Origin of the sequence: Granulosicoccus antarcticus IMCC3135 (assembly GCF_002215215.1) — a bacterium.
Lineage (GTDB): Bacteria > Pseudomonadota > Gammaproteobacteria > Granulosicoccales > Granulosicoccaceae > Granulosicoccus > Granulosicoccus antarcticus.
This window is the reverse complement of the sequence record NZ_CP018632.1, coordinates 7,226,584-7,247,451: the sequence shown is the minus strand read 5'-3', so window position 1 is coordinate 7,247,451 and position 20,868 is coordinate 7,226,584. Positions and strand designations below refer to the sequence as shown.

Sequence of the window (20,868 nt, the reverse complement as noted above, 5' to 3'; positions counted from 1 at the left end):
GCTCATTGGATATTTCAGGCAGGCCTGTGCCATTATCCCGATGCGCATTTTTCAGAGTCTGATCGGATAGTGAATGACCATAGCCAGCAGTTAGCCAGTGGCGCGGTATTGATTACCGTCAATCAGCGTCTGGCGCGCCATCACCTTGGTCGCTATCAGAGCTGGCAGCTATCACAGGGACAGTTGTGGTGGGAAACCCCCTCTATTCTGCCTTTGCGCGCCTGGCTACGTGCCTTGCATGCAGAAGCGCTTGCCAAGGGGCTGTCATCAAGAACTTTATTACCCGATTTGCTGCAACAGAAAGTCTGGCGACAGTGTATAGCTGCCGATAAAAATCTGGAACTTCTGGATGTTGACGCGGCAACTTCTGCCGCTCGCTCTGCCTGGGAGCTTTCATGCGCCTGGCAATGCCGCAACCCGGAAGATGACTATCTGCCCAAGGATCAATACACCTGGCAGCATTGGTGTTCTACCTATCTACAATGGCTCGATCGTGAGTCGAGCACCGACGAGGCCTCGCTGGCCAATCATATGATCGAGGTGTTCGAGTCACCCGAAGGGGCAAGCCTGCTGCCTGAGCGTATGATTTTCGAAGGCTTTCTGGAGCTGCCTCCACAACTGGTGATGTTGACTGAGGCGCTGGAACGTGCCGGTGTTAGTGTCGAGCTGGCAACGCGGCAATCGAATGCCTTCGTGCAGAAACAGAGCTATGCCGATGATGAGCAGGAAATGTTGTCCATCGCCCAACATATGCGTCATGAGCTTGAACGTGATCCGAATCAGTCGCTGGGTCTGGTGGTGCCAGATTTGCAGCAAAAGCGTACAGTTGTCATGCGCGCTTTTGATCGTGTCTTTTTCCCAGTCATGTCGCCAGACCAGATTCGTGCACAAGGACGACCCTATGATCTGTCTCTGGGTATGCCGCTCAGCGATACCTCTGTGGTCACAGCCGCTTTGTCACTGATCAGATTGTGTAGCTCAAAGGTTCGGGGGAGTGAAATATCGGCGGTATTGCTTAGTCCCTATCTGAAGGCTGCGGCCAGCGAGGCGCGTCGACGCGAACAGTTGGATCGTCGTCTGCGAGATGTTCGAGTCCGCTCACTTACGTTGGAACAGTTGCTGGGACATTTGTATCCGGGGAGTCGACTGGAGCGCTTGATTCGGGAGTTGATTGAACGACGAGAACTTGACTGGACGACTCTGTCCGGCTGGGCGGCACGATTCAGCGACTGGCTGACAGTGCTGGGCTGGCCCGGCGAGTCGGTTGATACCGAGGAGTATCAGGCATTTTCTGCCTGGCTGGAATGTCTGGATGACATGCAGCTTCTTGATGATGGTGAACGGGTCGGTGTCGACAGTGCTTTGCATATTCTTCAAGAACTGGCTCGCGAGCGCATATTCCAGCTGGATACACCGAGTACTCCCATTCAGATAATGGGGCGGCTGGAAAGCCACGGTATTGATTTCGATTGTCTGTGGGTCGCAGGTCTGGACACTGAGCAATGGCCACCGAGTGGTTCTCCGAGTCCGTTTCTGTCCATGGCTGCACAGAAAGAGCAAGGTGTACCGGGAGCTTCGGCTGCGGCCAGACTGGCGCTCGCAGAGCGTGAATTTCTGATGTGGAGTTCGCAGGCACCATTGCTGATAGGCAGTCGTGCAGAACTACGGGACGGCAAAGCCCTGGAGGCTGCATCCGTACCTGAGATTACCTCATCCGATCCTAATCGCGAATTGGCAGCATCACGGCTGGACAGAATGCAGGATTTGCCTGCCATTGCAGACCCTGTGAAGCATTTGCAGTCCTCTTTGTGTCTGGAGTCCATTGTGGATGACAAGGGGCCAGAGCTGGAAGCGGGCAGCGAGGTCAAGGGTGGGGCGCGATTATTCGAAAACCAGGCTTTATGTCCGTTTCGTGCCTTCGCCTTGCATCGCCTGCAGATTCGTCCACTGGAAGAGGCAGGACTGGGGCTGGACCCACGCCAGCATGGCACCTTGTTGCATGCGGCGCTGGAGCTGTTCTGGAAAGCGGTACGAAGCCATGAGGCACTGATACAGCTGTCTGATGAAGAACGGGGTGAGAAGGTTCTGGAGGTCATCGATCAGGCCATCATCGAGGCCCAGGTACCTGCTGAGCTGCAATCTCTTGAACGTATTCGTCTGAGCGAATTGCTTGAGGAATGGCTGACGCAATCTGAAATTCCGCGCCAGGCCTTTGAGGTGGTCAGTCTTGAGCAGCGACAGAGCCTGGAGCACGGTGGCATCGTGATGAATGTGATGCTGGATCGCATCGACCGGGTGGGTAATGATCTGGTCGTTATAGATTACAAGACTGGCACGTCGAATCGCGTCAATACCTGGGCTGATGAGAGAATCATCAACCCGCAATTGCCGCTGTATGTGTTGACCAATGATGATATCCAGGGTGCCATATTTGCCCAGGTGGCGCGTAATCAAACCGGTTTCAAGGGCGTGGCCAGTGATGCCATGCTGATACCCAAAGTCAAGACCACAGTCATGAAGTCCCGTAATGGGCAGGCGACAGAGCGTCCTCTGGAGGACTGGAATGACTGGCGCGCACACTGGCGCGAAGCGCTGGATGTGGTCGCTGCAGAAGTACGTCAGGGCACCGCCACGATTACGCCCATCAAGACTGCCTGCCTGCACTGCGAATTGAAATCCTTGTGCCGTATCGACGAGGTGGTTTTGGCGAAAACGACAAACGACGAGGATGAGGTGACATCAGATAGTTACGCAGGAGATGGCGCATGAGTGCTCCTCTTGATGCGGCAGTCAGAGCCAGAGCTCTGGATCCACAAACCTCTTTCATTGTTCAGGCGCCGGCGGGTTCGGGCAAGACCGAGCTACTGACTCGCCGCATTCTGACCTTGTTGCAAAGCGTTGAAGAGCCAGAGGAAATACTGGCTATTACTTTCACGCGCAAAGCTGCCAGCGAAATGCGTCAGCGCGTCGTGGAAACACTGGAACGGGCTAATAGCGGTGAGCCTGCGTCCAATGTTTACGAAGAGGAAGGGCTGGCGCTTGCCAGAGACGTATTGAAGCGAGATGCAGAACGCCAGTGGCAGTTGATTCGCAACCCGCAGCGTCTGAATCTTAGGACCATTGATGCCCTCGCCACGCAACTGGCACATCGACTGCCCGTGACTTCGGCACTGGGTGCGCCGACCGGTATAGTGGAGGATGCCAGTGCTCTGTACCGCGATGTGGCATCACGTTTCATAGAGTCAAATATCGATTCGATGGGGCTGGTATTACTGCAAGTCGGTAATCGGCTTGAACAGGCGCGACAGTTGCTCGCCAATCTGCTGGCCAGTCGCGATCAATGGAAGCGCCATGTCTATGGCTTCGGTGATAACCATGATGAATTGCGTGCCATTCTGGAAAGCATGCTGGGTGAGCTGGTTGAGTCACGACTTGATAATCTGTATGCACTGGTGCCCGATGTGTTGATCGAGGGTCTGCCTGAACGTTTGCACATGGCCTGTGGTTTTCTGCTTGAAGATGCTGAAGGCGACTTGAGTGAGCTGCCTGAAGAAATGCAAGGCTGGCTCGATCTTGAAGAGTTGCCCGGTACCTCTCTGGAAGATCTTTCAGGCTGGGATGGCATCGGTGCGGCGTTGCTGACCAAGAGTGGCGGGCTGCGTAAACGTCTCACCAAGGCTGAAGGTTTTCCTGCAAAGGGTGATGCCAAAAAACGCGGCGTGGAGCCGGCTTTGCTGGTGTCACATAAGGAGCATATGCTCGAATTGCTGGAGCGGGTGGCAGAGTCTCCTGAGTTTATCGAGGCGCTGGCTGAGGTCTGCAGTTTGCCCTATCCGCGTTACCGGGATGAGCAATGGGCTTTGCTGTCGCAGTTGCTGGGCGTTCTGCCGAAATTGCTGTTAGAGCTGCATATGGTGTTCGCCGAGCGCCGAGTCGTGGATTTTACCGAGCTGGCGGAACGTGCGCAGCGGGCACTGGGCACTGAGCAGGAACCGACCGATCTAGCCTTGTCCATGGATCTATCGCTCAAGCACATACTGGTAGATGAGTTTCAGGATACCTCGCAAACACAGTTTCGCCTGTTTGCTCAGCTGGTTGGTGGCTGGGAACCGGGAGATGGCAGAACATTCTTTGTCGTCGGTGATCCGATGCAATCGATCTATCGATTCAGGGATGGTGATGTCGCTCTGTTTGCTCAGGCAGGCGATGATGGCATTGGACCGGTGAAGCTGGAATCATTGACGTTGTCGGTTAATTTTCGAGCCGCGCCCGACGTCATCAAATGGGTCAATCAGATCTTCGCCTCCATATTTCCGAAGCGAGCCGATGCGGACAGCGGGGCAGTTACCTATTCCCCTTCTGATGCACATCTGACTACCGATGGGGGCGTGCAGGTTCACACCCTGGTTAACAAGGAGCGATTCGATGAGGCTGAGTTGGTGGCCTGCCTGGCGGCCGAGGCGCTGGCAATCGATCCACAACATACGGTCGCCATCCTGGTACGCACCCGTTCGCAGGCCGGTGACATCTTTGATGCCTTGCGAGCTCGTTCGCTTGCTTATGAATCCATCGACATGGACCAGGTGGGCGAGCGGGCAGTGGTACGTGATCTGGTATCGCTGTGTCTGGCATTGCGGTATCCACATGATCGATTACATTGGTTATCACTGCTGCGAGCACCGTTCGTCGGTATGACACTCAATGATCTGCACGCACTCATGAGTGAAAGTGGGCGTGAGGCAACTGTGATCGAATTGCTGCGAGATCCGGCTCGCCTGGCGTTGCTCTCAGCTGATGGTCAGGCCCGGGCAGCTCGTTTGCTGCCCATTCTCGAACCTGCGCTGAAGCGTGCCTCGCGTGGCAGGCTGCTGCCGTGGGTGGAGTCTGTCTGGTTGCAGCTCGGGGGACCTGTGGTGTGCCGCGATGCTGTAGATCGGGATGCTGCAGAGCGGGCTCTGGCGCGACTGAGCTCGCTGGAAGCTGATGGGCGGCTGTGGGAGAAAAGCGTGCTCACCGAAGTCATGAAGTCGCTCTATGCGGCCAACGCCGAGGAAGGTGAGTGCCGGATTCAGGTGATGACGCTGCACAAGGCCAAGGGGCTGGAGTTCGGAACAGTTATATTGCCGGCTCTGGATCGCCAGCCGCGCGGTGACTCCACGCAACTGCTTAACTGGTTCGAAAGCACTCTGGATGGCCGCCCGCAGCTGTTGTTGGCGCCTCTGGAGCAATCCGGCTTGCCGCCGGGTCGTCGTGATCGAATCAACCGTCTGGTTCGCAAGGCCCGCGAGCGTTGCGACGAGCAGGAGAAGCTACGCCTGCTCTATGTTGCCTGCACCCGCGCCCGCCACCACCTCCACCTTATCGGCCGCATCCGCCGCAATACCGAGGACCAGTATCAGACACCCATAAACTCATCGCTGCTCAAACCCCTCTGGCCCCTGCTCGAACCCGACCTGCCAACAGAAGACACCCATAAATCGCCGGAGCCAATTTCCCCCGCGCCTGAGGAGGTGTCAGACACCCATAAATCATTGGCGGAGATATCAGACACCCATGAACCACCGGGGCTTCCGATTGAGTCCGACCCTGTGAGTGCAACTGTTTCATCGTTTGAAAGATTGCCAGTTGACGTCGAAATGCCGTCATTTGTTTCGTTTGAGTGGGAAAAAGTCGCTAAAAAGCAGGAAGTTGATTCCGAGTCAGTCAAGTTCTCCTGGGCTGGGCGTACGGCGCGAGATATCGGCACTGTTGTTCATCAGCAACTGCAGATGCTTGCCCAAAGCGCCGATAGTCTTGCCAATGTCGATTTTGATGCGCTGGGCATTATTGCTGAGCGACAGCTGAGGAATATGGGTGTCCAAAAGGAAATGCTGCCACAGGCCACTGAAACCGTGCTTCTGGCGGTTCGCAGCACGTTGGCAGATGAGCGTGGGCGCTGGGCCTTGAGCCCGCATGCAGAGGCCCGGTCAGAATGGGCTTTGAGTGTGGTGCAGGAGGCTGAGGAGGGTGATGGGGATCCTGAAAAGTTTATGGGTGTCTGGAACCGGGAGGTGCGGCAGATGGTGATTGATCGTACTTTTGTGGATGAGCAGGGGGTTCGCTGGATCGTGGACTTCAAGACCGGGGATCATCAGGGCGGGCAAGTTGAATTGTTTCTTGATAGTGAACAGATGCGCTATGCCGATCAGTTGAATCGCTATGCTGATATCATCAGGCGCATGGATGAAGGTCCTGTTCGGGTGGGGCTGTATTTTCCGTTGCTCAAAGGGTGGCGAGAGTGGGAGCCACCCAACCGTGAACAGGGCAGCAAGCACTGAGGGAGGCGCAATGCAAGCAGAATACTGGCTCAGCAAGTGGTCTGAGGACAAGATCGGGTTCCACCAGGACACCGCTAACAAGCGGTTGCAAAAATATTGGGCGAGCCTGGAGCTCAGCGAAGGAGCTCCCGTATTCGTTCCCTTGTGTGGAAAGTCACTGGATATTCTGTGGTTGCACCAGAGCGGCCATCCGGTGCTGGGCGTGGAGCTCAGCGAGAAGGCGGTAAAGTCCTTTTTCGAAGAAAACGCTCTGCCTTATGAGCGTCGAGAAGAGCAAGCCTTTATCGTTTACTCGGGTACTGGTCAGGCACAAGGTATTGATCTTCTTGTGGGTGATTTCTTTGCCCTGACGCCAAATCATCTGGCGCAGTGTCACGCTTTTTACGACCGCGCTGCCATGATTGCGTTGGAAGAGGACATGCGAGCTCGTTACACCGGGCATCTGGCTCAGAGTGTGGCAACCGGCACCAAAGGTCTGCTGCTGACCATCGCCTACGATCAGAGTCGTATGGCAGGGCCTCCCTTTTCAGTCTCAGATCAGAATGTGCAGGCATTGCATGGCAATGACTTTGATCTCGTCGAGCTTGCGCATTACTCCGGCCCCGAGCGACTTGGCAATCTGGCTGAGCGTGGCCTTGAAACGCTTGACGAACGGGTCTATCTATTGACTCGTAATCGCTAGAAAAATCAATAAATTGAGTCCAGTATCATGCCTAAAGCACTGCAACGAATCATCGGTTTTTTCATATTGCTGGCAACGGTAGGAATGATTTCCTGTCAGGCATTTTTGGGCTGATCATGGCTTCTGCTACCCGAATCGAACCCGGTTCCAAGCCCAAGGTGTTGTGGCGTGGTTTCATGCTCTACATTCTGGCGTTCCCTTTGCTGCCGGCTTCATTTTTCGCATTGATGGACGGCGAGCCTCTGAAGGCTGTCGTGCGAAGCCTCGGTTTTGTGCTTGCCATGGCGGCAGCGACGCTTATTCGAAAAGGTATTCGCCTGGATAATGAGGCACGCAAGCGACGACTGCGCCGCCGCGCCAGCACTATCCAGTACCGTCTGTTGGGTGCAGGCCTGGTATCGGCTGGCATATTCATTGTTGCCTGGCAGGGGTTGTCAGGCCAGTACAGTCTTGTTGTAAGTCTGCTCTGGGCCGTGGCCGTGTTGCTGGGGTGCTACCTGTATTACGACTTTGACTCGGCCAACAAGAATCCTGAAGTTGCCGCCATTGGTATCACCACCGAAGAGCTGCTGGAACTGCTTGATGAAGCCGAAGGCCGTTTGGTCAGTATTGAAAATTCGAGTCAAAAAATCAGCAATATCGAATTCAAGGATCGCTTGCGCCGTATTGTTAAAGAAGCACGAAATATTCTTGACACGATCGAAAGCGATCCAGTCGATGCACGTCGCGCACGAAAATTTCTCAAGGTTTATCTGGATGGTGCACAGCAAGTGACTGAAGGTTATGCCAAGACACATATCGAAGGCGAGCAACATGCGCTGGAAGACAATTTCCGTCGAGTCTTGACGACTATTGAAACAGTTATTGCAGAACAGCAAGTCAAACTCAAGGAAAACAATCTGTCCGATCTGGATGTCACTATCGAGGTTCTGCAGATGCAAATTGAAAAAGAAGGCGTTGCCTGACTAGGGCTGTTTCAGGCAGGCGAGACGTTCCGGATGCTTGTTCCCGGCAGAGCTGCCGAGCAGATCCTTTTTTGTAAAAGTGTTGTTGTCAGAATAATTGAACATTGCACTGTCTTTTCCGGACAGATGCATTACACCGAATATACGTGACGGAGACTCTCCTATGCCCCCCAATCCTACTGACGTTGCAACGCAGGTTGACGTTCTTCCAGGCACCGAGCTATTGCCTGATCTGAAGCACGATATCGTCGCTTATGAAGAGGTTGACCCTGTAGAGCGCGGCCGAATCGACAAGCTGATGAGCGAGATCGATCTGACTGACAGCAACTCGATCATCTTCTTCGGTAGCAAGGCACAGCAAGAGCTGACCAGCATCTCGGACAACATGCTCGAAGGTGTTCGCAACAAGGATCTGGGCTCTGCGGGAACCTCGCTCAATCAGATGGTGTCGGTTTTGCGCGGTTTTGAAGTAGAAGACTTCGACCCCAATAATCGCCCCGGATTTCTGATGCGTCTCATCAAGAAATTATTCGGTGGTGTCACGCCGGTTGCCAAGTTCATCCAGCAGTATGAAGGTGTACGTCAACAGGTGGACGCTGTGACGGATGATCTGGAAAAGCACAAGACTCTGTTACTGCGCGATATAAAATCTCTGGACAAGCTCTACAGTGCCAACCTGGATTATTTTCATAACCTGGAGGCCTATATTCTCGCAGGTGAACGAAAGCTCAAGTATATCGATGAGGAAATGGTACCGGCAGCAGAGGCAAAAGCGGCTGATTCCGATGACATATTGCAAGCTCAGGAGTTGCGAGATCTGCGTAGTGGCCGCGATGATCTGGAACGTCGTATCCACGATCTGCGACTGACTCGGCAAGTGGCTATGCAAGGCCTGCCCAGCATTCGTCTGATACAAGAAAACGACAAGGGTCTGGTTAACAAGATCAATTCGACTCTGGTTAACACCGTACCTTTGTGGCGCCAGCAACTGGCACAAGCGGTGACTATATTCAGATCGGCTGAAGCCGCCAAGAGCGTCAAGGCCGCTAGTGACTTGACTAATGAGTTGTTGGAAAAGAACTCTGAAAACCTGCAGACTGCCAATAGGACGGTACGTGAAGAGCTGGAACGCGGAGTCTTTGATGTCAACGCTGTGCGTCGTGCCAATCAAAATCTGATCGCCACGGTTGAAGAGAGTCTGCAGATTGCTGATGAAGGCAAGCGTCGACGGGCAGAGGCCGAAACGCAGCTGGAGTCGATGGAAGCAGAGCTGAAAGAGACGCTGAAATCCGCATCCGCCCGGACCAGCAGCAAGCCTGTGGCAGGAGTCTGATCATGGGGCTGTTCAGCAAATTGTTTGCAGAGTTCGTTGATGTTATCGAATGGACTGATAGCACCAGCAACACGATGGTCTATCGCTTTGAGCGCTATGGCAACGAAATAAAGTACGGTGCGAAGCTTATCGTGCGTGAGGCACAGATTGCTGTCTTCGTTAATGAGGGACAGGTAGCCGATGTTTTGGGCCCTGGTACCTACGAGCTGGAAACCAAAAATCTGCCGCTACTGACAACACTGCAGAACTGGCACCATGGCTTCCAGAGCCCTTTCAAGGCCGAAGTCTATTTTTGCAATGCCCGACGTTTCACGGACATGAAATGGGGAACCCGGCATCCGCTGATGTTGCGCGACAGTGAGTTTGGTGGTTTGCGTATTCGTGCTTTCGGAACCTACGGTGTTCGCATTACCGATGCTTTGAAGTTCATACGTGAGATTGTCGGTACTGACGGTGTTTTCACGACTGAAGAAATCAGTTCTCAATTGCGTAACCTCATTACTTCGCGTTTTGCAACCATCATTGGCAGCTCCAATATTCCGGTATTGGATATGGCCGCGAACTACGATCAGTTGGGTGAATTTCTGACCCATCGAATCGCTCCTGAATTCGGTGAATACGGACTGGAGTTGACACGTATTCTGGTTGAAAACATCTCCTTGCCGCCTGCGGTATCCGAAGCGCTGGACAAGCGGACCAGCATGGGGATGACCGGTAATCTTGATCGTTTTCTGCAGTACCAGACGGGTGTTGCCATGGAAGCGGGTGCGCAGAATCCTGGTGGTGGAGCCTCCGATGGTATCGGTATGGGAATCGGTCTGGCCATGGCCAATCGCATGAATGACAAATTGGGAGGTGGTAGTAATACAACTCCTCCACCGGTGCCGGGTGCCGGGCAGGTTATGTACCACATGGTTGTTGATGGCGCGGCCCAGGGACCTTATACGATTGAGCTGCTTAAGCAGCAAGCCTCTGGTGGGCGCTTGAATGAAGAGAGTCTGGTCTGGACAGAGTCAATGGACGAATGGCAGCCAGCTGGCAGTGTTGAAGCATTGTCGGTGATCTGGAGCAAAGCTCCTGTAACACCGCCACCCATACCAGGGGCGTAAGAGTATTGAGCGTGGCTATTCTTCAGTCAGATAGTCGTGGTGGGCAACTGGTACAGCAGAGGTAGCATGAGCCTGGTTGAACGATTGAAGTTACAGATGGAACAGCGCCTGGCGGAGCGAGATGCTGACTCCCCGGCAGTGGAGAGCTATCACTGGCCGGATGACAAGCATGCCGTTGAGCCGGGTGTGGGCGAGACAACGACACGGGCTCTGACCGAAAAGCGCTTCCCCTGCATGCAGTGTGGTGCGATGCTGAACTACGCCATCGGTACGCGTTCGATGGTGTGTCAGTATTGCGGGCATTCGAATATCATCGAGCAAAGTACCGAAAGCCTGGAGGAGCTGGATTTCCATGCGGCACTGAAGAAGCTGCATACGACGGCAACCATCACGCCCGACAATCGCATCATCAGTTGCCCGAACTGTGCTGCACAGTTTGCGATGGATGCCCATATACATGCGGGGGAATGTCCATTCTGTGGAACGGATGTCGTCACGGAAACCAGCCATTCCAAACCGCTCAAGCCCAAGGGGTTACTGCCGTTTGCCATCACTGATGAGCAGGCTCGAAAGTCTTATCGAGACTGGTTGAAGAGACGCTGGTTTGCACCCAATGCACTGAAGAAATATGCGCGGGATGACGCCTCATTGAACGGGGTCTATATTCCATACTGGACCTATGACAGTGATACCGTCACCGCCTACAGTGGTCAGCGTGGTGAGGTCTATTACGTCAGCCAGCGGGTTACTGAAGTAGTCAACGGGCGTCGGGTGACGCGTACCCGACAGGTGCCGAAAATTCGCTGGTACCCGGCCAGTGGACGCACTTCACGCCATTTTGACGATGTGCTGGTTGGTGCTACCCGCACCTTGCCGCGCAAGATCACGGATTGGCTGGCGCCCTGGGATCTGGAAAACCTGGTGCCCTACACGGAGGATTACCTGGCGGGCTTTAGTAGTGAGGTCTATCAGGTGGATCTGGACGAAGGCTTCAATATTGCGCAGCAAACGATGGACAAGGTCATCCACGGAGATGTACGGCGCGCCATCGGTGGTGATCAACAGCGTATCAATCGAATCAATACCCAGCACAGCGACACCACCTTCAAGCATGTGCTGCTACCCGTGTGGACGGCTGGTTTTCAGTTTCGAGACAAGACGTACCGGTTTGTGGTTAACGCTCGAAGCGGTAAAGTACAGGGCGAAAGGCCTTACAGTGTGGCGAAGATATCACTGGCCGTGGTCGCGGCAATTGCCTTTGCGGCAGCCACCTTGTTACTGATGGAGGGCTCGGGTGGTGGGAGTGTTCTGAATGGCAGCTTTACCACGGGGATCAATAGCAGCGTGAACCGTGACTGGGGCAGTAGCCCCAGTCCGAGCCGCTGGCCGGATGTTCCATTGAATGATTTCAATGACCGAGCGCCTGATGTCCGCTTCTGAACATCAAGGCAGAATGTCAGGCTCAGGGCTCGTGAAATAGTCAGGCTATTTCACGAGCTTTACAGGTGACGTCTTTGTCGCTGAGCTGTCGCTGCCTCGGCCTGGCGGCTGGCATCGATCGCCGCCGCTGACGGTTGCTGTTGACGCGCAAAGGCGGGTACTCCTTTCAGCCTGTTGTGTTTGTGATCCGACAACAGCTGCTCATGGACGGTATCCATATCCAGTTGCAGCTCTGTCAGCAAATGCGTGCGCAACAGTTCGAACAGCTTTGGCAAGGCAATGCGATGTGTCTGGGCTGTGGTTTTGAACAGCCAGTCGCTCAGTCCCATAAAGCGTACGAAGGGTGAATCGCCGAGCAGGGTTGGCAAGGTTGAGGGAAAGCGTCCCGAGTTGCCGATAAGATCCCAATAGCGGGCGAAACGTACCATGCGCTGAATAGTGTCGAAATTGGCATCTTTGTGAGCCAGAATCCGATAAGGCGGAGTGGCTTGATAGCGCATGTCATATTCTGCGGTATGTCGTGCGATAGGCGTACCACGCAGGCGCTTCAGAATACCGACCTGGATTTCCTGCGGCCCGAGTGAGTACAGCAGATCAAAGCCTTCACCAAAGCTGTGCAGGTCTTCTCCGGGAAGTCCGAAAATCAGGTCCGCATGGACATGCGCGGTCGTGTTTTCTCGCAGCCACACCAGGTTGGTACACGTGCGTTCATGCTGTTGGCGGCGACTGATGCGTTTTTGCACCTCAGCATTGAAAGACTGAATGCCGATTTCAAACTGCAGTGAATTGGGCGGGAAGCGGGGCAGAATGTTGAGCAATACCTCTGGCAGGCGATCCGGAATCAGTTCAAAATGCAGAAACAAGCCCTTGTCCATCTGCGTAAGAAAAAATTCGAGTATCTGCCGGCTGGTCTCAGCTTTCAGATTGAAGGTGCGATCAACGAATTTGAACTGGCGAGCACCACGATCGATCAATTGCTGCATCTGATCGAGAAAGTGAGGCAGATCGAAAGCCACGGCACTTTTGTCGAGTGATGAGAGGCAGAATTCGCATTTGAAGGGGCAGCCGCGCGAGGCTTCCACATAGAGCACCCGGTGCGCCACATCTTCATCGCTGTACCAGGGATAAGGCGATGCCAGCGAATCCAGCTGAATGGGTAGTGATGAGACCAGTTTGGAAGGCTTGTCACCGCGCAGGATTTCCTCGCACAGTTCGGCAAAGGCGGTATCCGCAGCACCGGTGATGACAAAATCAGCCAGTTTGCAGATGGGTTGCTCATCGAGCTCATAACTGACTTCGGGGCCGCCTATAACCAGCTGGATATCGGGGCGCAGAATCTTGATGAATCGCATGACATCGGTGGTTTCGAGCACGTTCCAGATGTAGACGCCAAAGCCGATGATTTTGACTTCATCACGAAGCAGCAGCTCGACGATGTCCTCTGGCCGTTGTTCCAGCGTGAATTCCTGCAACAGAGTGCGTGGTTGCAGCTCGCCCATATTGGCGAACAGATATCTCAGCCCCAGGGAGGCGTGAATATATCGGGCGTTTATGGTGGCTAATGTTATGTCTTTCATGATCTTTGTGACCATACCCTATACCGGCCTCTGGTGGTTGCCATGGCTCTGTAAGTGAGCATTACGCTAGACTTTATTCGTCCGGCAAGTCAATCGCTTCCAAGTCAAACGCTGCTCGCATCAAGGCCTTGGTATAGCTTTGCTGCGGATTATCCAGAATCTGCTTGGCCGGACCGCTTTCCACGACACGCCCGTCCTGCATGACGATGATTTCATCGCTCAGCGCGCGTACGACCTTCAAATCGTGACTGATAAACAGATAGGCCAGACCGTGACGTTCCTGCAGTTCTTGCAATAGCTGGACGATCTGTGCCTGCACCGACATGTCCAGGGCGGAGGTCGGTTCATCCAGCACCACCAATGCAGGTTTGAGCACCATTGCACGGGCGATGGCAATTCGCTGCCTCTGACCTCCAGAGAACTCATGCGGGAATCGATTGAGGGCCGATTCATCGAGACCCACTTCCAGCAATGCCTGGGTGACCTGTTGTTGACGAGCTGGCAGGTCGAGCTCTGGCTGATGCACCTTCAAGCCTTCTTCGATGATCTGCAGGATGGACATTCGTGGACTCAGGCTGCCATAGGGATCCTGAAAGACGATCTGCATGGATTTTCTCAGTGAGCGCAGTTCGGTGCCGGATTTATCGTGTATCGGCATGCCATTGAAATGGATGTCTCCCTCGCTTTTGATCAGTCGTAGCAGGGCCAGTCCCAGTGTCGTCTTGCCTGAGCCGGACTCACCGACCACGCCCACGGTTCTGCCGGCCCTGACAGTGACATCGATACCATTGCAGGCATTTACATAATGATGTACTCGCCCGAGCAGGCCTGCCTTGATGGGAAAACGGACATGAATATCGCGGGCCTGCAGAACCACATCCTCCAACGCCGCGTCACGCACTGGCAGTTGACCGGGTTCGGCCGATAGCAAGTGTCGGGTATAGGGGTGTTCTGGTGCTGCAAACAGAGTCTTGGCATTATTGTGTTCGACCACTTCACCGCCATTCATGACGTAGATCTGGTCGGCCATCTTGCGTACGATCGCCAGATCATGGGTGATGAGCAACAGGGACATGCCCAGGCGAGACTGCAAGTCGGACAGTAGTTCGAGTATCTGCGCCTGGATCGTGACATCCAGGGCCGTTGTCGGTTCATCGGCAATCAGCAGATCAGGTTCGTTGGCCAGAGCCATGGCAATCATGACGCGCTGACGCTGGCCTCCCGATAGTTCGTGTGGATAGGCGCCCAGACGATCGGCGGCTTTTTTGATGCCTACCAGATCCAGTAGCTCAAGTACCCGTTTGCGTGCCGCAGGACCGGTCAGACCTTTGTGCAGTTTTAGCGATTCTCCTACCTGCTTTTCAATACTGTGCAAGGGATTCAGAGACGTCATTGGTTCCTGAAAGATCATGCTGATCTGATTGCCACGCACCGAGCGCAGTACCGTCGGGCCTGCCCCCAGAAGTTGCTGACCATCATAGACAATGCTGCCCGCAGGGTGATGGGCAAACGGATAGGGCAGAAGTTGCATTATAGACAAGGCGGTTACGGACTTGCCTGAGCCACTCTCACCCACCAGTGCCACGGTCTGGCCCTTGTCAATGCTGAACGAGACGCCTTTGACGGCCTCTACACTGTCCTCACCATGACCAAAGGCCACTTTCAAATCCCTGATATCGAGCAGAGTTTCGCTCATGATTGCGTGCTGCCTGAGAATGTCTTGCGTGGGTCCAGTGCATCGCGAACGGCTTCACCGACAAACACCAGCAGACTGAGCATGATGGCCAGTACGATAAAGGCGGTCAATCCCAACCACGGTGCATGCAGATTGTCACGTCCTTGTTTGAGCATCTCGCCAAGCGAGGCTGAGCCTGGTGGCAGGCCCAGACCCAGAAAATCCAGCCCCGTCAGTGTGGTCACCGAACCGCTGAGGATAAAGGGCAGAAAGGTCACGGTGGCCACCATGGCATTGGGCAGCGTGTGACGAATCATGATGGCCGCATCACCAACCCCCAGTGCTCTGGCCGCACGAATGTACTCAAAATTGCGGGCGCGCAGAAACTCGGCTCGCACCACACCCACCAGAGCGGTCCAGCTGAACATGGTCATCAATACCAATAATGAGACAAAGCCTGGCTGAATGACGCTGGCCATGATGATGAGCAGGTAGAGCACCGGCAGTCCCTGCCAGATTTCAATGAAGCGTTGCGCCAGCAAGTCCAGTAAACCGCCGAAGTAGCCTTGTACGGCACCCGCGGTCACCCCGATAACCGTGCTGAACAGGGTGAGCAGTAGTCCGAAGCTGACCGATACCCGGAAGCCGTAGATGATGCGTGCCAGCACGTCGCGACCCTGATCATCGGTTCCCAGCCAGTGTCGTGCAGAGGGGGCGCTGGGCGGACTGGAGCTTAGCTCGAAATCGATTGTCTTATAGGAGAAAGGAATCAATGGCCAGTAGAGAGAGCCTTTCTCACGGATCAGATCAGTGATATACGGGTCGGTATAGTCCGCGTCGAATGCCAGATCGCCGCCGAAAGTTGTCTCGGGGTAGGCGGTAAAAACCGGAAAATACCAATCACCGTCATAATGAACTGCGACTGGTTTGTCGTTGGCAATCAGTTCAGCGCCCAGCGAGAGCACAAACAGCACCATGAATATCCAGAACGCCCAGTAGCCTCGCCGGTTGCGCTTGAAACTGTTCAGGCGACGTTGATTAAGAGGACTTAAAGGCATACGGTTTGTGGCAACGTGTCCAGGGGGTAAAGTCGTGCGAGTTGGGGCACTAACGGCACTGACAGCGGGGCTTTTCGTGCGCCAATCCTGAAATTAGAAGTCACGGCTTTCAAAATCGATTCGCGGATCTATCAGGTGATACATCACATCGCCTACCAGTTGCAGTATCAGCCCCAGCAAGGTGAAGAAATACAAGGTGGCAAAAACCACCGGATAGTCTCGATTGATGGTGGCTTCCCAGCCCAGCAGTCCCAGCCCATCGAGAGAGAAGATGACCTCGATCAGGATGGAGCCGGTGAACAGAATGGAGATAAAGGCGCTCGGGAATCCGGCAATGACAATCAGCATGGCATTCCTGAACACATGCCCGTACAGTACTTGGTGCTCGCTGAGCCCTTTGGCTCGGGCGGTTTGCACATACTGCATACCGATCTGATCCAGAAACGAATTTTTGGTCAGCATGGTCAGGCTGGCAAAGCCACTGATGACCATAGCCGTCACCGGCAGTGTGATATGCCAGAGATAATCCTTGATACGTCCGAACCAGTCGAGTTGCTCCCAGCCGGGGGATGTCAGTCCACGCAAGGGGAAGATATCCATATAGCGACCGCCTGCAAACAGGATGATCAGCAAAATGGCGAACAGGAAGCTGGGAATGGCGTAACCGATGACGATGGCGCTGCTGCTCCAGACGTCGAAGGATGAGCCATCTTTTACCGCCTTGCGAATTCCCAAGGGGATGGAGATGAGATAAACAAATAAAGTGGTCCATAGTCCCAGACTGACCGAGACGGGCATCTTGTCCAGAACCAGGTTGATGACGCTCTCATCACGAAAATAACTGTTGCCAAAATCAAAGCGTGCGTAGTCCCACAGCATGCTGAAGAAGCGTTCATGTACCGGCTTGTCAAAGCCGAACTGCTCTTCAATCTCCTTGATGATGGCAGGGTCGAGTCCTTGGGCGCCACGATATTTGCTGGTGGTGCCTGCCTGCAGGCTGCCGCCTTGTGTATTGGTTTGCAGATCTCCCGCCTGGCCTGAAAAGGCTGAGGTAGCATCAACGGCATTGCCGCGCATCTCTGCCAGCACCTGTTCGACCGGACCACCCGGGGCAAATTGGATGACGACAAAATTGATGACCATGATGCCGATTAATGTCGGAATGATCAGTAGCAATCGTCTGAAGATATAAGCCAGCATCAGCGCTGAATATCTGCGTTCATATGCGGCCTACAAGGTGCTTGCCAGGCAGAAGCCTGGCAAGGCTGAACACACAGCCAGGTACGGGGATCGATGCATTACCGATCCAGGTCCAGTTTGCTGTCAAGCTCGGTATCCAGCCACCAACCCGTCGGAAAGCCTGAGCCTCCGAAACTGATGTACTTGGGCAGAACATCGGGCTTTCCAAATCGATTCCAGTAGGCAATGCGATGCTCTGCGTTAAAGAATTGCGGAATGACATAATGATTCCACAGCAATACCCGGTCCAGTGCCCGGGTGGTGAGTTGAAGTTTTTCCAGTGAGTCGGCCGCAATGATCTGTTCTATCAGCTCATCGACCACAGGATTCTTGATGCCTGCCATATTGGCCGAGCCGCGTTCATCGGCGGCAGCGCTGCCATAGTAGGAGCGTAGCTCTGGGCCCGGGGGCGGGAAGAAATTGAGACGCGCTGAAATCATGTCGAAATCAAAATCGTCTACTCGCACCTGGTATTGCGCGCTGTCGACAAGCCGAATGGATGTCTGGATGCCGGCTTTTTGCATATTCTGGATCCAGGGGGCCGCCACTCGTTGGCCATCAGCCTGCACCAGCAGTAATTCCAGTTTCAAGGGCTGACCATTTTTCATCAGCTTGCCACCTGAAAGCTTCCAGCCAGCCTCGTTGAACAGCGCCAGAGCCTGTCGCATTTCCCGGCGATTACGGCCACTGCCATCGGTGACGGGTGACAGGAATTCTTGCGTGAGAACGGCTGGGTCCAGTTGTTCGCGAAACGGTTCCAGCACGGCCACCTCATCGGGGCTGGGAGCGCCGGCGGCACCGTATTCGGAATTGGGGAAGTAGCTGTTGATACGTTCGTACTGGTTGTACAGAATCGTGCGTTTGATGGTTTCAAAGTCGTAGAGCAGATTGATTGCCTGACGAACTCGATGATCATCAAATGGTGCGCGTCGCAGATTGAAGAAGAATGCCTGGATGGCACCGGGTGCATTGTCCGGCGGTGTATCAAGAACAATTTCGCCTTTTTCCACCTCTTCTGTCTGATAGGCCGTGGCCCAGCGTTTGGAGCTGTTCTCTGCGCGAAAATCGATTTCACCGGCCTTGAAGGCTTCCAGCATGACCTCCAGGTCGCGGTAGTAGTCGTAGCGAAGAGAGTCGAAAGTATTCAATCCCTTGTTGACCGGCAGATCCTTGCCCCAGTAATTCTCGACACGCTTGTAGGTAATCGAGTGGCCAGCATCAACGTCGGCAATAAAATAGCCACTGCTTGAGGGGCCCGGTGTCAGATAGGTCTTGCTGATGTCCTTGTCTTTCCAGTACTCGACTGACAAGGGCGACAAGCCGGCAACCTTCATGAGCGGCTTCATGCTGCCAGTCGTATTGAAGCTGAACTTGATCTGATGATCGCCCAGCACTTCAACACTCTCCACCTCGCTGTAGAACGACTTGAGAAAGGGGCGGCCATGCTCTCGGATAGTCTTGAAGCTGAATTCGATGTCAGCTGCCGTGATGGGGTTGCCATCATCGAAACGTGCTTCGGGGCGCAGGTTGAAAATGATCCAGCTCTTGTCGGCAGGGTATTCGACCGTACTGGCCAGTAAGCCATAGGCTGCCGCCAGTTCATCACCTGAACCGACCATCAAGGTGTCGCTGGCCAGGCTGATGCTGCGTGGCCACTCGCCTTTGAGGATGTAGGAATTGAGGCTGTCAAAACTACCAAAGTCGCCCAGAACGACGGTGCCACCGGTTGGCGCATCAGGATTGACATAAGGCCAGTGCGTCAGGTTCTCATCATAGAGCGGTTCGCCAAACTCAGCCATACTCCAGCTCGTTGTCACGCCTTGCTCTGAAACGGTTGCGTGCAGAAGTCGTGGCGAGCCCAGGAGTGTGCTGCCGAGTAAGGCGGCCCCTAGTACAAGGCTGGCTGTCAGTCTTGGGAAAGAGTGAGAGTATATGGTCATGATGAGTAATGAAGCTCCACTGTACCAACGGGTTTAAAACAAGTTTAGCAGTCTGGGCAGGAGTGTTTCAGGACACCCTTAATAACGGTTTTCTGGAACCTTTTACCTTTTTAAATGACAAAAGAGCGCCATATCGCCGGTCTATGGGAATCCATGGGCTGCCAGTACACTGGCGGTACAACGTACTCTCCTGAACACCGTGAACCAGAGCACCTGATGCCCATGTCCAATTATCTACAAGAATCAGGTGCATTGAGCAGTGATCATGCCTGCACCCTGACTGATGCTCGGCAAACTGTTTCCCGTCCTGCTCGCCTGCAACGATTCTGGCGCATGACGGCGGGTGCCATGTTACTGGCAGCGGCAGGTCAGGCGCAGGCTGTAGAGCCCGATTCACCATGGCCTGAAGTCTTGCAAGAGGCACGTGGAGAATCGGTGTATTTCAATGCCTGGGGAGGTAGTGAGCGCATCAACAGTTATCTGTCCTGGGCCGCAGATCGTCTGGAGAAAGAGTATGGAGTCACCCTGGAGCATGTCAAGGTTGGCGATATTGCCGAAGTGGTCGGTCAGCTGGAAGCCGCCAAGCTGGTTGGGCGCAATGCCGATGGTAATGTCGATCTGGTGTGGGTGAATGGTGAGAATTTTGCTTCATTGAAACGTGGTGGTTTGCTGTGGGGGGATTTTGCCAACACTCTGCCCAATGCCAGTCTGCTCAATAAATCAGCATCGATGCAGGCGGATTTCTCTGTTCCCATTGAGGGACTCGAATCACCTTGGGGAGGCGCGCAACTGGTCTTTATCTATGACACTGTGACCGTGGAGACACCGCCAGCCTCGGCACAGGCTTTGCTGGACTTTGTCAAAGAGGGCGGTCGTTTTGCCTATCCGGCACCACCGGCTTTTCATGGCACCACCTTCATCAAGCAGCTGCTGATCGAACTGAGCAGTGGTAGCGATGCGGCAGCGGCACTGGCGGTCCCCGTGGAGGAGGCAGATTTTGATGCAGTAACTGCACCGTTATGGGCCTATCTGGATCAGTTGCACCCACAGTTACGTGGTGCCGGTGAAACATGGCCCACCAGTGGCGAGATGACGCGTCAGTTACTCGATGATGGTGAGCTGGATATAGCCATCTCATTCAATCCCAATGAGGCTAGTGCGGCGGTCAGAGGTGGCCAGTTGCCAGACACTGTGCGTACTTATGTCTTCGATAAGGGCACCATCGGTAACACCCATTTTGTCTCCATTCCCTGGAATGCCAGCGCGAAAGCCGGTGCCATGGTCGTGGCTGATTTTCTACTGTCGCCCGAAGCGCAGGCTCGCAAGGCTGATCCCGAGTTCTGGGGCGAGCCCACAGTATTGGATGTAGCCTCGCTGACTGGGCCCGATCGTGCACTGTTTGATGCGGTTGATCTGGGTGTCTGGGCTCTGCCTCTGGGGACGGGCAAGGTTCTGTCAGAACCTCATTCATCCTGGGCGCAGGCGCTTGAAGCTGGCTGGTTGCAGCACTATGGCCAATAACCGGCCGTGCTG

General features: G+C 54.4%; 13 protein-coding genes. 8 read left to right on the top strand and 5 right to left on the bottom strand.

The window, feature by feature from the left end; genetic code table 11:
* Positions 1-69: 69 nt before the first annotated feature.
* From IMCC3135_RS31425 to IMCC3135_RS31395, 7 genes are all read left to right on the top strand, one after another.
* Entirely contained in the window at positions 70-2,769 is a 2,700-nt protein-coding gene (locus IMCC3135_RS31425) for a PD-(D/E)XK nuclease family protein (protein WP_157736459.1), read from the top strand.
* Entirely contained in the window at positions 2,766-6,317 is a 3,552-nt protein-coding gene (locus IMCC3135_RS31420) for a UvrD-helicase domain-containing protein (RefSeq protein ID WP_088921183.1), read from the top strand. Before IMCC3135_RS31425 ends, IMCC3135_RS31420 begins: the two co-directional genes overlap by 4 nt.
* Positions 6,318-6,327: 10 nt before the next feature.
* Entirely contained in the window at positions 6,328-6,999 is a 672-nt protein-coding gene (locus IMCC3135_RS31415) for a thiopurine S-methyltransferase (protein ID WP_088921182.1), read from the top strand.
* Positions 7,000-7,115: 116 nt separating this feature from the next.
* Positions 7,116-7,964, top strand: a complete 849-nt coding sequence (locus IMCC3135_RS31410; RefSeq protein ID WP_088921181.1) for a 5-bromo-4-chloroindolyl phosphate hydrolysis family protein — start codon at positions 7,116-7,118, stop codon at positions 7,962-7,964.
* 163 nt (positions 7,965-8,127) lie between these two features.
* The gene (locus IMCC3135_RS31405) at positions 8,128-9,297 is read left to right on the top strand and encodes a toxic anion resistance protein (protein ID WP_088921180.1); all 1,170 of its coding nucleotides are present in this window, start codon (positions 8,128-8,130) and stop codon (positions 9,295-9,297) included.
* A 2-nt stretch (positions 9,298-9,299) separates the two neighbouring features.
* A complete protein-coding gene (locus tag IMCC3135_RS31400) occupies positions 9,300-10,406 on the top strand; it encodes an SPFH domain-containing protein (protein ID WP_088921179.1) in 1,107 nt (368 codons plus the stop codon).
* Between the two features lie 66 nt (positions 10,407-10,472).
* Entirely contained in the window at positions 10,473-11,846 is a 1,374-nt protein-coding gene (locus tag IMCC3135_RS31395; RefSeq protein ID WP_205737805.1) for a TFIIB-type zinc ribbon-containing protein, read from the top strand.
* 59 nt (positions 11,847-11,905) lie between these two features.
* On the opposite strand, the gene IMCC3135_RS31390 is transcribed toward IMCC3135_RS31395, so the two are convergent.
* The 5 genes from IMCC3135_RS31390 to IMCC3135_RS31370 form a co-directional block, all read right to left on the bottom strand.
* Complete coding sequence (locus tag IMCC3135_RS31390; RefSeq protein ID WP_088922187.1) at positions 11,906-13,423, bottom strand: B12-binding domain-containing radical SAM protein; 1,518 nt, start codon at positions 13,421-13,423, stop codon at positions 11,906-11,908.
* A 73-nt stretch (positions 13,424-13,496) separates the two neighbouring features.
* Positions 13,497-15,119 carry an ABC transporter ATP-binding protein gene (locus IMCC3135_RS31385; protein WP_088921178.1) on the bottom strand — a complete coding sequence of 541 codons (1,623 nt, stop codon included), beginning with the start codon at positions 15,117-15,119 and terminating at the stop codon, positions 13,497-13,499.
* Positions 15,116-16,156 carry an ABC transporter permease gene (locus tag IMCC3135_RS31380; protein WP_088921177.1) on the bottom strand — a complete coding sequence of 347 codons (1,041 nt, stop codon included), beginning with the start codon at positions 16,154-16,156 and terminating at the stop codon, positions 15,116-15,118. Before IMCC3135_RS31380 ends, IMCC3135_RS31385 begins: the two co-directional genes overlap by 4 nt.
* Positions 16,157-16,249: 93 nt before the next feature.
* Positions 16,250-17,356 (bottom strand): microcin C ABC transporter permease YejB, encoded by a 1,107-nt coding sequence (locus IMCC3135_RS31375; RefSeq protein ID WP_088921176.1) that lies wholly within the window; start codon positions 17,354-17,356, stop codon positions 16,250-16,252.
* A 98-nt stretch (positions 17,357-17,454) separates the two neighbouring features.
* Positions 17,455-19,335 carry an extracellular solute-binding protein gene (locus tag IMCC3135_RS31370; protein WP_088921175.1) on the bottom strand — a complete coding sequence of 627 codons (1,881 nt, stop codon included), beginning with the start codon at positions 19,333-19,335 and terminating at the stop codon, positions 17,455-17,457.
* A 114-nt stretch (positions 19,336-19,449) separates the two neighbouring features.
* Between IMCC3135_RS31370 and IMCC3135_RS31365 the strand changes: the two genes are divergently transcribed.
* On the top strand, positions 19,450-20,856 hold the full coding sequence (locus IMCC3135_RS31365; protein WP_205737804.1) for an ABC transporter substrate-binding protein: 1,407 nt from the start codon (positions 19,450-19,452) through the stop codon (positions 20,854-20,856).
* Positions 20,857-20,868 lie beyond the last annotated feature (12 nt).